Here is a 14217-nt window from a genome sequence, read left to right on the forward strand (position 1 = left end):
TATAACTGCTTCCGCAAAGGGCGTTAATCGGTTCCGCTCAGAGACGGATACGAGCGGGCAACATCGAGCAACCGCCGGATGTCGGCCGGACTGAAGATATGCGGCCGTCGATGCTCGCGCGCCACTTCCCGCTCCGGCCGGGCGTTGAAGCGTTTTGGCGGGATGCTGGGATCAAGGCGATACCGCGCCTTGGTCAGGATGCGCCCCAGCTTCTGACATTCAGCCGCGTGATTGCGGGTCGGCTTGGCAGTTGCCCAGCGCGCCAGCATTGTCTCAAGCGATGCCTGGGCAAGTTCGGGGTTCGCCTGGAGGAACCGATCGAACCGTAATAGCCAGTGAGCCTGAGTCTCATACTGATAGCCCCGGCTGCGCATCAACGCGACATGCTCACGCATGAAGTCCCCCAGCGCGCTGCCGAAGGGAGCAGGGCGTCGTAACGCGGCCAGGGCTTCGTCGGGATTGGGGGAAGACAACGCTCGCCAGATCGGCTTGCTTTGTTTTACGTTGTACCGGTGGCGAAGCACGGCAACGGGATTATCGGCGATCAGCCCGATTTCGACGAGGTGGTCGAGGAAGCGATCGACAATGCAGACCTGATTGAGCAGCGTCGGCATTCGCCAACATTTTTCCATTTCCTTCAGCCAGACGTCGAGCATCTGCCGGTCAACCGCCGGATGACGTCGGGCTACATTCTCGAAGCTGCGAAGGAACCAGCGATAAGTCGGCCTGCTTCCCGGCCGGAACTGCGATTTTTCCAAGAAGGCGTCAACAACGGTGCAATCGGGATCGTGCCAGGCGCTCATGACAGCACCTCCAGGCCAGGTACGTCGAGCGCCACGGCTCGGAGATCATCTGTCGCCAGCTTGAGATAGGCATTGGTGGATTCGGTGGATCGATGCCCGAGCACGTCGCCGATGATCTTTTGCGGGACCGACGCCCGCAGCATTTCGACCGCGCGCGCGTGGCGGAAGACATGTGCCCCTCGCTTTCCCGGCGGCTCGACGCCTGCGGCTGCTAACCGCCCGCGGATCATGCCGTACAGGTTTGTCATTGCGATGTAGGGCGCGCAGGACCGGATAAAGATTTCTCGCCCCTCGACCTGAGGGCGCCCATGACGCAGATAGTCGAGCAGCGCTTCACCAACCGGCGCCAATAGCGGCATGTAGGAGTACGCATTACTCTTCGTATGACGGATACGCAGGGAGTCTCCGCGCCAGTTAACGTCCTCAAGCCGAAGGCGGCAGATCTCACCTTGCCGCAGCCCGTATGTGGCAAGCAGTTGAAGTATTCCATAATCGCGCAGACCTCGCGGCGATCCGTCCTCCTTCGTCGCGGCCAACACAGCGGCGATTTGGTTCTTGTCCAGCGTCGAGGGCACGTCTTCATAGGCGTAGAGCATGGGGCCGATGATGTGCGGCGTGAGATCCATCGGGATGCGCCTCGTCCGATGCAGATAGCGCACCGCCGACCGGAGCCGCTCAGCGACATCGGCCAATGATTTGCGCCTTAATCCAGGCGCGCGCATGTCCATGTAGAGATCGACTTCCACGATGCTCAACGTGTCGAGGCTGGCAGCACCGCTCCGTTCGAACTGCCATCGCAGGAAGTTCCGTGCCTCCCACATAAGCGCCGCGATGGTAGCGCTTGCCAGACCGCGCTCGTCGCGCAGCCATGCCTCGTATTCGCAGCAGATCGCCTGCCGGTACACAGCTTCCGGTTCGATTATCTCCGGCTCGGGCGGCCATTTGCCTTGAGCAAGCCGGAGCAGCTTGTTGATCGACGTGCGGGGCAACATCTGCCAGCGCGCACAGGGAGGCCGACCGTACCGGGCTTCGAAATCCTGAACTGCATAGGCAAGATACTGATCGACCTGAGCCAGCGTCACAGTTTCCACCTGCACGTCGCACTCGGCCAGATAATCGAGAAACGCGCGGGCGTAGAGGCGATGGTTCGCTACGACCACCGAGTTGTAGTTCTGCGTCGTGAGCAAATTCGAGAGTTCGGCGATCAACTCGTCGTGCAATTTCAACATGCTTTTATCCTCAGCTGGTCCAGAGACCGCCGAGGTTCGCAATCAAAATAATGCGCAGCAACATCGCCCCGCATTAGGAGAATTCCACGCCGCTGCCGCGTTCCTTCACATTATCGCGACCTCGCGATAACAGGTCTTATGCGCAGCTGCGCATAAAATGGCCCAGCTATCCGCAAATGCATCGTAGATATCGATCTGGTCAGCGGTGAGCTGGTGCTCGAGCGCCTCATATTCGACGCCGGCAAAGCTCAGCGCCCGGGCGGTATAAAGGCCCATGGCCTTCAGGTCTCGCGCGACGATCTCCATGGCGGCAATGCCCCCTTCGTCCATTGCCGCCATGAAGGCGTTCCGGTCGGGAAAGGCTGTGCCCGGACCCCAGAGACCGAGACGCGTGGCGTAGCAGAGATTGGCCGGGTCCGTGGCGCCTGTCGCGGACAGATAGAGGATCCGGGCACGCGGAAGCGCATTCTGGAGCCGGACGCCGGCGAGCCCCTGCTCGGATCCCTTGGCGGCACCGAACTGTGTTTCGGTGCCGGCGGCGTTGGCGAGCGCATGGGCCTCGTCGATAACGATGATGCCATCGAAATCCTCCCGGAGCCAGTCGAGGATCTGCTGGAGCCGCGAGGCTTCATCATAGCGCTGGGAGCGCAACGTCGCATAAGTGCAAAAGAGGATTCCGGACGGCATGGTGATCGGTTTGCCCAGCGGGAAGACGGGTGACGGCGAAGGGGCTTTAGGTATCGGGGCAGTGAGGGCCTTTGCGGCGAGGCCGCGCAGCAGTCCGCTCGGTGCAGTTCGGATCGGCAGGCGAGGCGTGATCGCTGCAGCCGTTGGCGCCGGCGGTGGCTGATCAAGCGAAAGGTGCGGCGGCAGTGCCAGTACCAATGGCAGGGCACCGGCGAGATCCGGCGCGCGATGATGTTCGGTGACGCCTGACCATCCCTTGTCGAACACGAGCAGGCGGACATTGATCGATGTGCCATGCTTCACATAGGGGCTGCCCTCGATGTCGATTTCGACGCGTGGCGTCGCGATCTCGCAGACCGCTTCATAGCCAGGGCCGCCCGTATTGGCGCGGGCAAAGCCTGGCGACATGATCGCGACGCAGCGCCCACCGGGTTGAAGCCGAAGCAATGAGGATCGAAGATGACGCGCGCCGGCGTGCCGGTCATGCCCGCGCGAGGCGCTGCGGCTGAACGGTGGATTGATCAGGATGACCGTGGGACGAGCGGTTTGGGGAAGAAGATCGTCGATGAGCTCGCCATCATGGTCGGTGACGGTCTGGCCGAACATATCGCCGAGCAACGCCGCGCGTTGGGGATCGCGCTCGTTGAGGATGAGCGAGGCGCCCGCACGGGCCGCGTGGACTGCCAGCAGGCCGGTGCCGGCGGACGGCACGAGGACGCAGTCGGTCTTGTCGATGGCGGCTGCGAGCCCGGCGAGCCAGGCAAGGGTGAGCGGGGTACTGAATTGTTGCAGATCGACCTGGCGTTCCGAGCGGTAGGTTTGCGTCGGGAGCGAGCGCTCAAGCGTCAACAGGGATTGGAACCTGTCCTGTGGAGTCGCGCCGGAAAGATGGCGGCAGTCGTCTTCGCGCAGCAGCAGAACCTGCGCTGCTTCGAGCGCCTCGTAAGCGTCCCGCATCGACCAGGCGCCGGACGCATCCGTTCCGCCGAAGCGTTGTGTCATCAGCTTCTGCAAGGCCTGGCGGCTGATTACGCCCTGCCGGAGGAGGTGCTGATGGATCGAGCGGGCGACATCGAGCAGGTTCTCGTAGGGGCGCTCGTCGGTGTCGGGCGGGATGAGCGCGAGCAAGGGCTGGGACATAAAGAGTTCTCCTTATGATGCGCGCGCGTGGCGCACCTCACCCCTCCCCGCTCTCTTCCCTTCACGGTCGGAATCGGTGGCGAGGGCTGGTGGATCGAAGTGTGGGGTTGGCCAGGAGCCCGGCAGCCGACCGAAGCCGGCTGCCGGAGCGGCGTCAGGCGGCGTCGGCGAGCGGTGGAACACCGTCTTCGGGCGCGGTCACGACATCCGTTGCGTCCTCAGTCGGCTGATCCGCGACGGTTTGGGATTTGTCGTTGGAGTCCCGATTGATGCCGAAGCGCATCGCGTCGGGGACCCAGCGCAGCGCCTTGTCCTTCACTTCGGCCTCGACGATGATGTCGCCGGCGAACAGGCGTTCGGCAGAAGCCGCGAGGTCGTGCTTTTTGGACGCGCCGTAGCGTTGTCTGAGTTCGACCCCACCGACCTCTTCGAACAGTCCCAGGATCGCCGGCTTGCTGATGCGGTCGAAATAGGTCCGCGCGGTCGGGCGCCACCACGTCGCGACATCGATGGCGAGCTTGGTCCCAAGATGGTCGAGGAAGTCGCTACCGGTTTTGCCGCTCGGAACCGCGTCGATCGTGCGGGCGATCGCCCAGCCCAGCCAGGCAGCGCGCGCAGCATCGTCGAGGGTACAGAAGGCGTCGTAGCGGTCCTCGATGGTTTCGTGATGGATCCAGCTGCGATCGAGCGCCGCGTCGAGTTTCGTCCATTCAGCTGCGGCCGGCGTGCCGCTTTCGAACCCTTGCACACGCGCTGTCGGGCGGGTCGCCCGAAGCTCGCTCGCAAGATCATCGCTATTCATCGCTCGGGACGCCGCCTCGATCATGATGAAGGTGCCGAGATCGAGCGCGAAGGCCGGATCGCTGGCGATGTGGATGGCGATAAGCTCGGTCTTCATCACCGCCAACTCGTCCGCGAGGCGCTGGCTGATGACAGGCTTGGCTTCACTCGCCACGACGTTTGCCTCGTCGCCATCGAGGGCCGGGCCGTCGCCATCGCTGTGGTCCTCCGTGGGGCGCGGTTCGGGCGCGACATAGAGCTGCTCGTGCACGCGCGGGGCGCCGTCCGGACCGATGACGACATAAGCGACGGCTTCGGCCTTCTGCGTGTCGGTCAGGACCGGCGTCCGGTTGGTGATCGACGCGAGTTCCGCCTCGAGCGCCTCGTTGCGCCGCTCGTCATCCTCGTTTGGCGTATGATCCTCGTCCTCACACGCCGCGGCGATCTGTTCGAGCTCGGCTTTGATCTCGGCCTCGCGAGTCTGCAGGTCGGGCGCGAGCGGCGGCAGGTCACCACGAAGTGGCTGAAGCGCATAGGTCTCGGTATAGGGAACATGCGTCGCCGCAACGACCCGAACCTCCTGGAAGCCGTCGCGTTCGCGGATGGCTTCGGCGGCGGCTGCGAGGGCCTGCTCGGCGAGAGTGTCGACGATCTGGGTGTCGAGCCAGCTTTCGCTGTCGGCGTCCGAGAACAGATCCTTGTCGATCCGGCCGCCTGCCGCGAGATAGGCATCGCGGCCAACCAGTAGCGCGCGCGGATCGCTCGCGCGGTAACTGAACGAGGCGAGCTGCCGGCGGATCTCGCTCACATTGGAGCGATGATAGCCCTCGCCCATCTGGCTGAAGACAGCTGCCTGGCGATCGGTGTCCGAGGTGCTGGCGTAGGCCATGGCGATATCGAGGGTGATGGAGTTGGAGGCAAGCGCGTCGAAGACAGGTTCGGCGAGACCCGCGAGGCGCAGCCGCCCGAGGACGAATTTTTCGGTCACGCCGAACCGCTTCGCGACATCGGCCGGGGTCTTGCCCTCGGTCTCGATGATATCCTGAAAGGCGCGGCAGGCCTCCCCGGGATTCATGGCCAGGCGAAAGAAATTCTCCGCGAGGCTGATTTCGATCGCGTCCTTGGCGTCGGCGAGCGGCAGGACGGGCACGAGATAGTCGGGATCGAACACGGCCTTGTCGATGAGCCGGTGCACGGCGTCGAGCCGGCGTCCGCCCGCAGTGATGCGATATTGGCCCTTCTTGCGGGCGACGGGCACGCCGATGAGATTCTGGATGATGCCCTTTTCGGCGATGTTCGCTTCTAGTTGCGCATCGGCGACGGGGTCCGTCGATTTCCGGACGTTGGTCGGCGACTTGGTTAGCTTCGATGCCGGCACCAGGATGGGTAGCTGGGACATGGATATTCTCCGAAGGCGGTCGCGACCCGACTGTCAGGCCGCCTGCCGCCTCCGCCCCCCACCCCTCTCCCCTTCCCGTCGAAGGACATCGTTCCAGTCGTTCAAGCCGTGCCAGGGCCAGATCGTTTCGATCGTCCGTCCAGGTACTGTGTGCGCTTCCCGCGCGAGCACTTCTGCACGACGGCCTGGTCGATCATTGTCGGGGAGAAGAATGAGGCGATCGACGCGCGTTGGGATGGCAACCCGGCCAAGCCGCTCGTTGCCAAGGGCGGCCCAGACGGGGATGCCGAGCAGGATCATGGCGGAGAGCGCGGTTTCAACGCCTTCCGCCAGGCCAAGCGCGTCGGTGGCTTCGGCCAGCATGACGGTCCCGCGTGCCGGGCGCCCCAGCATTCGGCGGGGATTGCCGAGGTCACGAGCGCGACGTGCGAGCACCGTATCTAGGAACGTCCGCTGAATGGCGATCACGCGCGAGCCTTCTTGCACGGCTGCGAGCATGGCAGGACGAAAGACGATCTGGCGCCGCGGCCCGAGCGGGGTACGAGGGTGAAAACGAAGCGCCGGGGAGAATTGACGGATCGCGCGGTTCAACAAGTATCGTTCAACGGGTGTATCGGTGATCGCGCGGGCCTCTTCCCACAGGTCCATTGCGCGCGATTGCAGCCAGCCTTCGTCGGCACCGGGGTGAGCGGTGTAGCTATTCAGGGGACCGGCAGTCGGAAGTGGGCCGAGCCGGGCGATCGCGCGGAGCACGTCGATCGTGTCGCAGCCGGCGAAACATTTGAACAAGAGGTCTATATCGCCGGTCCGTACCGAAAGACTCGGGCTTCGGTCCGGGTGCGCGGGACAGCGGCACATGCCCTTCCCGGCAGCCCAGTGTCCGCCCAGATTACGGACGAGTGCCATGCCGCGCGCTTCGAGCTCTGCGCGGTCAACGGCGTGGAGCAGTACAGACATCGATATGGCTTTCGTGGAAGCACCGATTTTCGCGTCCAGCCGGATGTCGTGCGCGGCGACGGCGCCCGGAAGGGCTTCTCCCAAAATGGAAACGAAAATTAACGGTTTCGGTCTGGTCGATGGATTCAATCAACCATAGGGTAAGGGTCATCGCGCCCGCCTGCGCTTCGGTCTGCGTGCGGACCGGATCGTGGCGCGTGGTTGTCTCCCAGGCGTCGAGGTGCGCATGTGCCAGCTATGAAGGTCGTATGATGGGAAATGTCGTTCCGTTCGGTCGTGATGAAGACATTGTGTGCAGGGAAAATCCCGCGGTGGTGAAGGCGGTGCGCCTCATGAAGGAGGCGCTCGCGACGCTCGACCGCGGCGGCGCCGGATGCACGGCTTTCGCTTGTCATCTGTCCTTCGCCATCGATGTCGCGGAACAGGCGCCCGTTCCGAAAAACGAGAAGGAATGCCAGGCAATGTTGGACGCGTTGCTGGCGTCGGAGCCTGACGCCGGTCTTATGGCCAAGATGTAGCGCATCGTCTGGAGAACGATATTTCCCGCATCGTCGGCGCCGGTGGCGTCATCTATTTGCGCTTGGAATCGAGGGAAGCGATTGCGATCAGTATTGCGCGTCGGACATACCGGCGCGGTACGTCCAGAAGGAAAGCGATGTCCCGCGTGGTGATGGCGTAGGCGGTCCTCAGAAAGAAAATCTGGCGGACCCGAGGCGGAAGCTGGCTGAGCTTGACGATACTCGGCGCCAATATGTCGGCGAGGCGTGCGGGAACGTCGCCATGCGGTACGAGGACCCACGCTCGTACCTCGATCCCGTCCGTGTGAAGGCGACATTCTGTCTCGAGCGGATCGATCGTGACATGTCCGTGATCGGCATATCGCGACCGTGCCAAGGCGATAGCGGGGGGCCCAGGCTGGTCGGCTGCGGCCCTCAAGATTTGGCTGCGTAATAGGGCGCGCGCCTGCGCCCTGGCCCGGCGGCGGGATCGCGACCAGATTTGGATGAATTCAAACGCCATGAACCGACTCCGCGATGGAATTGGCGCTGGAATCATCGGTCTGATGCCTGTCGCCGATCCAAGCGCGCGCGCCTCCCCCCTCTCCTTCACCTTCTGCTCGCGGTCTGTATGACGGCGTAACCTAACCCTACGGCGTGCCCCGAAGACGCCCTTTCGATCCGAAATGGATTGAGTTTGTTCCGGGGGCGCGGGGCAACATCCCTGCCACATCGGGTCAACCCTCTACCTAGCGGGTATGAGGGTCCAGCATTTTTGGATGACCGTGATCCCGTTGTAATCGGGAGAAAATCATGATCCAGATCTTTCACGGTGCACGAGCGCCTGGCACCAACGCGATTCTCGACGCTATGCATCGTGATCGTAAGCTTGTCTTTGTCGATTTGTTGAAATGGGATGTCCCGGTCATCGACGACTGTTTCGAGATCGATCAATTCGATGACGAACGGGCAATCTATCTGGTCGCAGTAGATGGCGACGGAGCCCATCGCGGGTCCATCAGGCTATTGCCGACGGACGGCCCTCATATTCTCGGGACGATCTTCCCGGATCTGTGTGACGGTGGCGTGCCGCGTTCCCTCAATATCTATGAAATCAGCCGGGGATGCCTGTCGATGCGGCTTCGCGCGCCCGAGCGGCTCGCCGTCCGCAACGCGCTGACGACTGCGGCGGTCGAATTCGCGCTGTTGCACGAGATCCACGCCTTCACCTGCATCGCCGATTCGGGTTGGTTGAGCCAGGTGCTGGCGCTCGGTTGGGACTGCTGGCCGCTTGGCTTGCCGCGCAAGATCGGGCGCAGCCTCACCGGCGCGCTCCGGATCGATATCACGCCGGAGACGCCGCATCTGTTGCGCGAGGCCGGCACCTATGTGTCGGCGCCGCTGACCCTGGCCGAAGCCGGTGCACGGGTGCTGGCATGAACGATATGAGAGCGATCGCGGGCGACGCGCGCCGGAGCGACCTCGGGGTGCATACGGAGTTGCTGCAGTCACAGGGTTACTGCGTGATCCGCGATGCCATGCCGCCGGAAATGGTGCGAGCGTTGGCGGGTGATCTCGAGCCGGTGTTCGACGCGACCCGACTGTCGGTCGGGCCCTTTTATGGCGGCACCACAAAACGGTTTCACGGCCTGCTGCGCCGGAGCCCGCATATGGCGGCCTTCGTGCAACATGTCGGCGTGCTGACGACCGTCGAAGCGATCCTGGGTCGTCATTGCGACAGCATCCAGCTCAATCTCACACAGGCGATCGAGATATTGCCCGGTGGCGAGGCGCAGCCGCCGCATCGGGATCAGGACATGTGGCCAATTCACAGCCCCGGCGTCGAATATCTGGTCAACGTGATGTGGCCCTTCTCGTCCTACACGCCGGAGAATGGCGCGACGATCATTTGGCCGGGAAGTCACCGGCGGCAGGACGAAATCGTCATCGATGCCGAAGAGGGTATCGGGATCGAAATGGAGCCGGGCGCAGCTTTGCTGTTCCTTGGCTCGACCCTCCATGCTGGCGGCGCCAACCGCACGCATAGGGCGAGGCGGGGGATGATCGTGAGCTACAGCCTTGGCTGGTTGAAGCCTTATGAATTGCCCTGGCTTGCATACCCACCTGAGATCGCGAGATCGTTCGATCCAGCCCTTGCAGCGCTCGCCGGTTATCGCGCGCATCGGCCTAATTTGGGCACCTATGAGGGACGCTGCCCTTCATTGATGCTGACCGGAGACGCAGGCGACCTTGGCGCGATCGATGTCTTGCGGCCTGAGCAAGAGGAACTGATTGCGCTCTATCGTGCTGGCGCGATCGTTCCCCAAGTACCTTCGTCGGTCGCCCTCCCATAGGAAAATGGCGGGCGCTGGGATCGCAAGCCCCCGACTCTTCGCAACTCTTGGTGAGATTCTGGAGATGTTTATGAGCGCCGACGTGCCGGCGGGCAGGCGCCATGAAGTGTGTCGGCGACTTATCGCCGAGCGCAGGCTGGTTGGCATCCAGCTGGGATTCGACCTTTGCCCGGCACCGACCTGGGACATGCTGCTGGACTTGTATCTGGCGCATCAGGAAGGACGAAAGATATATCTCTGGTCATTGTGCATGGCGTCGCATGTGCCGACGACGAGCGCGCATCGCAAGATTACCGAACTGACGAGGAAAGGGCTGCTCGTGCGCCGTGCAGATGGCACGGATGGCCGACGCGTTTCGATAGAGCTAACCGAGCAGTGTCTCAGCCGTCTTGATAGCCTTCTCGATTCGATCTCAGCGCAGCTCGGATTACAGCCATAGCGCCATCCATCCGCCGACCACAGGCGATAGTCCGAAACTTGGTGGGTTTCCGATCGAGGCCAACGTCCATGGCGGGACAGCCGATAGTCTTTGCGCCGGGAAGATATATTCTTAGCTTGGGTCGCAGATCGTCCCGCAATCGGCAAAGGGCCTGTCCCTATTCTAATTCGTCGAATGATTGGGAGCCTCAGATCAAGGCGACGAAAAAATCGTCGAGCACGTCTGCCATACCCGGGGCACACTTCAAATTGTGGCTTCGGAGCGGCTCGAGTTTCGGAACTGCGCGATCATAGATTGCGAGATTCGTTTGGCCATTGAGGCGGGACGGACAGAGAATGCCGTCGACCGCTGCCGGATGACCGTAGAATGCCACCGACCATTTTCGGGCGAGGGCCTGCTGGCTCCCGCGCAGAACGTCGCTCGGTATCCCCATCCGCACCGGCCCATCGCCGGTCAAATCGAGTAGGCGGAGGGAATCGCGAACCCGAACCTCCGCATAAAGCCGGTCGTCCAGTTCCTTCTCTTCAACCTCTACGTCCCCGACCACGCCATCGCGATCATCCCGAAGAATGGTTTCGAGGAAGCAGACCTTTAACGATGATCCGAGGTAAAGCACGCCGAAGCGCGAGTCCGGGACGCGCCGGCGAGGGTCGCTGAAGCGTGTCGGGTTCTTCCCGAAGCTCAGGGAATCGGGAAAGGTCAGTCGATGGATTCGCCCGAACTCCATACCTGCGGCGATTGGCGCGATATCGAGTGGGACGCCGGCGAACGCGGGCGTCGGTGGAACGCCTGGCACTAGGAGAAGTCGCCCCGCGCCAGACTTTCCGCAGCCTGCAGCACCTGCTCGGTCTTGCCGCGGCCCAGGGCTTCTCTGGCCGTCGCGCCATTCAGCACCGCGTGACGCTGGGTGAGGAAACGATAGACACCCCAAGGACTGTCCCCGAGGAGTTCGAACAATTGGGGGAGCATGCCGAGGGGCTTCCCGTCCTCATCGACCTGCCACGCGGGAAAGCGAAAACCCCGCTTGGCCCCATCGAGGCCGAGCAATTCGTGCTTCTGCCGCCGCGCATTCACGGTGACTCGGGAAACCCCCAGCCGCTCGGCGAATGCCTCGGCCGTCAACATGTCGGCCTGATCCAGAATTTCAGCGGCCCGCAGGCGCCCGCGCTCGCGTGCGGCCCGCAGCGCGTCATCGAGTCGATCCTCCTCCGCCACCGGTTGCGCCGCCACCGGATCAGGCAAGGCCGACACTTCAGGATTGCCCTCAGCATCGATCATGACGGTGAAGCCGCTGGCGCGACCGTTCTTCTGATTCCGTGCGATCGTCTGGCCGAGGGTCTCCATCAGCCGCTTGATCGTCGGCTGACGGGCAGACAGGGTCTTGAGGACGCTGGACGGCAATTTGATGGCAAACGCGTCGTCGTTGGACATGGCGGAGCCGCTCCGCACAAGCATCGCACTCGTCGCGGCCGAGTGCGCGACGCGAGCGCCCTTTATGCGCTTGGCCTGTGTCGACACGGATTTGGTAGTCGCCATGAGAATCTCCTCGCCGACAAGATGGCGACTACCTGTCATCTCGTCAATACCGTTAACTTGGTAAAGCAGGCCCCACCACTTTTTTAGTAGGAGAGAGTTGGCGACACCTGTCAGGTCAGGGTTGCCGGCGCCTGGACAACCTCCCGAACAACTGGAAGCGACGGATCTGGCACCGTCGGTCGCAGGTGGAAGCCGGGGTGACCACAACGGATCGTGGCGACGGATGGTGGGACAGGCCGTCCTTCCCGTTCGGGCCTGTCCTGCTGCAGCTTCTGACCAATCCCGGCACAGCGCGCGTGTCGGTCGATGTTGATGCCGAATATCGCGCGCTGCTTCCTGCGAACCACAGCTCCTCTCCACCTTCCCTTCCCGCACCGGCCCACGACGGCTCGACGGATTGGTCGGTGTGATAAACACTTGCGTCCAAGACCGAAGCAGGCAAATTAGCGCCGCTCCCGCGACACTCGGGAGTGGGGCATGGAAACCCCTTTCTCGTGAACTCGGTCACAGTCTCTGCGGCCGGGTGGCATGCGCGTATGTCCAGCCGGCTTGCCGGTAAAGGCGCATGCGCCTGCCGCGAGACAGGTTTCCAACATCCGGCTTTGGCCGTCGCCCCGAGTGGACATAGGGCGCGACGAGATGGACCAAGGCCGACAAGACGACACAAATCTTTATAATCACGCTGAAGGCGGAAGCGCCGCGAACCGCGCGGATGCCGCAATGCTGGATTCGTGATGGCGCTCGACGACGACGGCGATCATGCCGGAGCGAGAGAAGCAGGAAATTCGAAAGTCTTGGACGTTTCCGAATTCGATGCCATTTACCGATCGGAAGTACCCGCGCTGGTGCGCTTCTTCCGGCGACGGCTGGGATCATATGACGAAGCCGCTGATCTGGCGCACGAAGCGCTTGCCAGGTTCCTGCGCGTGTCGCCGCTTACACAGGTTTCGACGCCCCAGGCCTATCTGAGACGTATCGCGACCAATCTCCTGCGAGACCGCGCGGAGCGTGCCTCGACCCGCCTTGCGGAATTGTCGGTGCCGCTTGTCGAGGGGCTGGACCATCCGACAGAATATGACCAGCACCGGGAATTGGAAGGGCGCCAGGAATTGCTTCATTATGAAGGCATCCTGCGCCAGCTTAAGCCGAAAACGTTGGAAATCTTCCTGCTCAGCCGCGTCGATGGTTTCACGTATAAAGAGATAGCGAGTAGACTCGGGATGAGTGTTTGGGGTGTTAAGCGACAGATGCTGAAAGCCATCGCACATATCGATCAACACCGGAGGAGCCGGTGAGCGGCCAGCCGAACAAGATCGAGCGGCAGGCCTATCGATGGCTGATGAAGATGCTCGACGATCCCGGTCGGCATGCCGCTGCGCTGGAGCGTTGGCTGTCGAAAGACACCGAGCATCGCGCGGTCTATAAGCGCGTGGCGATTGAGGTCGGCCGCGCCAGCGACAGTGCGGTTCACCTTCCATCATTGCGATCCGACGCAACGATGAGATCTGAACCATTCGGCTGGGCGTCGAGGAGCCGCATGGTCGTCGTCGGTGGTGTGATCGTTATGAGCGTAGCGGTGATCGGGATTCTCGGCACCCATCATGCCTTCTGGAGCGGCCCGGCGCCTTGGGAAAATCATAGGTCAGAATCGCGAAGCTATGAGGCAAGCGCGGAGGACAACAACCTCAAGCTCCCCGATGGCTCGGCCGTAACATTGTTCGCAGGGTCGAGGATCGTCACGCGTTTCACGGAAGGCGAGCGTGCCGTTGACCTCTTGCGGGGCCGGGCGCGCTTTGCGGTATCGCATAATCCTGCTCGACCGTTTGTCGTATATGCCGCAGGCGGCAAGGTGACGGCGACCGGAACGCTGTTCGAGGTTGCGATTTCGCGTGGTGTCAACGTCCGGCTTATCAGCGGCTCAGTTGTGGTGAGCCTTCCTCAAGCAGCGAAACAGAGGCCGGCGAACATCGTCCGTCTGATGCCAGGTCAGCAGGTTTCTTACTCGGCGCCGGAAACCGCATCACAGGTAGCCGCCGGACCATTAGCGTCGGACGCCTCACAGCGTTTGGAGAGCTTCGACGACGTCCCTGCTGCCGAGATCGCTGAAAAGGTGAACCGGTCTTCGGCAATCAAAATTGTCTTTTCTGATCCTGCGCTGGGCAGCCGGAGAATCGTAGCGGATCTTGACATCCAAGACCCTCAGGCCGTCGCCCAGAAGCTCGCGTTGGTTTTGGGTCTGGTGGTTGACCGCAGCCGGCCGGACCGACTTCTGCTCGAGCTAGCCAAATAATTTCAGGGAGCGGCAGGACCGCCCCACATTTCAAGCCATCCCGTCTGGCCAATGCACCCGCACGACAGCGGGAGAACCCAAGGGGGCATTGGAATGAGGCGGAATC

The 14217-nt window shown here is 62.5% G+C and carries 14 protein-coding genes; 7 read left to right on the forward strand and 7 right to left on the reverse strand.

The annotated features are described in order from the left end of the window. Positions 1-23: 23 nt before the first annotated feature. From F1640_RS03380 to F1640_RS03400, 5 genes are all read right to left on the reverse strand, one after another. Positions 24-803 (reverse strand): hypothetical protein, encoded by a 780-nt coding sequence (locus tag F1640_RS03380; protein ID WP_255530194.1) that lies wholly within the window; start codon positions 801-803, stop codon positions 24-26. After that, positions 800-2032, reverse strand: a complete 1233-nt coding sequence (locus tag F1640_RS03385; protein WP_194917750.1) for a site-specific integrase — start codon at positions 2030-2032, stop codon at positions 800-802. Before F1640_RS03385 ends, F1640_RS03380 begins: the two co-directional genes overlap by 4 nt. A 105-nt stretch (positions 2033-2137) precedes the next feature. After that, a complete protein-coding gene (locus F1640_RS03390; protein WP_194917752.1) occupies positions 2138-3859 on the reverse strand; it encodes a strawberry notch family protein in 1722 nt (573 codons plus the stop codon). 154 nt (positions 3860-4013) lie between these two features. Beyond that, on the reverse strand, positions 4014-6038 hold the full coding sequence (locus tag F1640_RS03395) for a ParB/RepB/Spo0J family partition protein (protein WP_194917754.1): 2025 nt from the start codon (positions 6036-6038) through the stop codon (positions 4014-4016). 33 nt (positions 6039-6071) lie between these two features. Continuing rightward, entirely contained in the window at positions 6072-7124 is a 1053-nt protein-coding gene (locus F1640_RS03400; RefSeq protein ID WP_255530196.1) for a toprim domain-containing protein, read from the reverse strand. Between the two features lie 119 nt (positions 7125-7243). Between F1640_RS03400 and F1640_RS03405 the strand changes: the two genes are divergently transcribed. The 4 genes from F1640_RS03405 (at position 7244) to F1640_RS03420 (ending at position 10285) form a co-directional block, all read left to right on the forward strand. Next, positions 7244-7513, forward strand: a complete 270-nt coding sequence (locus tag F1640_RS03405; protein ID WP_194917756.1) for a hypothetical protein — start codon at positions 7244-7246, stop codon at positions 7511-7513. Between the two features lie 792 nt (positions 7514-8305). Continuing rightward, positions 8306-8932, forward strand: coding sequence for an acyl-homoserine-lactone synthase (locus F1640_RS03410; protein ID WP_194917757.1), 627 nt, complete (start codon positions 8306-8308; stop codon positions 8930-8932). Next, positions 8929-9846 (forward strand): phytanoyl-CoA dioxygenase family protein, encoded by a 918-nt coding sequence (locus F1640_RS03415; RefSeq protein WP_255530197.1) that lies wholly within the window; start codon positions 8929-8931, stop codon positions 9844-9846. Before F1640_RS03410 ends, F1640_RS03415 begins: the two co-directional genes overlap by 4 nt. A 70-nt stretch (positions 9847-9916) precedes the next feature. Next, positions 9917-10285 carry a winged helix DNA-binding protein gene (locus tag F1640_RS03420; protein ID WP_194917759.1) on the forward strand — a complete coding sequence of 123 codons (369 nt, stop codon included), beginning with the start codon at positions 9917-9919 and terminating at the stop codon, positions 10283-10285. A gap of 187 nt (positions 10286-10472) precedes the next feature. Here F1640_RS03420 and F1640_RS03425 read toward each other — a convergent pair whose 3' ends face one another. Continuing rightward, positions 10473-11081 (reverse strand): RES family NAD+ phosphorylase, encoded by a 609-nt coding sequence (locus F1640_RS03425; protein ID WP_309229187.1) that lies wholly within the window; start codon positions 11079-11081, stop codon positions 10473-10475. Next, positions 11081-11821 carry a hypothetical protein gene (locus tag F1640_RS03430; protein WP_206694616.1) on the reverse strand — a complete coding sequence of 247 codons (741 nt, stop codon included), beginning with the start codon at positions 11819-11821 and terminating at the stop codon, positions 11081-11083. The genes F1640_RS03425 and F1640_RS03430 overlap by 1 nt, the downstream gene beginning before the upstream one ends. Before the next feature lie 197 nt (positions 11822-12018). Between F1640_RS03430 and F1640_RS03435 the strand changes: the two genes are divergently transcribed. The 3 genes from F1640_RS03435 to F1640_RS03445 all read left to right on the forward strand — a co-directional run bounded on the left by F1640_RS03435 (position 12019) and on the right by F1640_RS03445 (position 14111). After that, positions 12019-12231 carry a hypothetical protein gene (locus F1640_RS03435; RefSeq protein WP_194917761.1) on the forward strand — a complete coding sequence of 71 codons (213 nt, stop codon included), beginning with the start codon at positions 12019-12021 and terminating at the stop codon, positions 12229-12231. A 324-nt stretch (positions 12232-12555) separates the two neighbouring features. Continuing rightward, entirely contained in the window at positions 12556-13116 is a 561-nt protein-coding gene (locus F1640_RS03440; protein ID WP_194917763.1) for an RNA polymerase sigma factor, read from the forward strand. Next, on the forward strand, positions 13113-14111 hold the full coding sequence (locus F1640_RS03445) for a FecR domain-containing protein (protein ID WP_194917766.1): 999 nt from the start codon (positions 13113-13115) through the stop codon (positions 14109-14111). The genes F1640_RS03440 and F1640_RS03445 overlap by 4 nt, the downstream gene beginning before the upstream one ends. Positions 14112-14217: the final 106 nt, after the last annotated feature.

Source organism: Novosphingobium sp. NBM11 (assembly GCF_015390225.1).
Taxonomy (GTDB): domain Bacteria; phylum Pseudomonadota; class Alphaproteobacteria; order Sphingomonadales; family Sphingomonadaceae; genus Novosphingobium.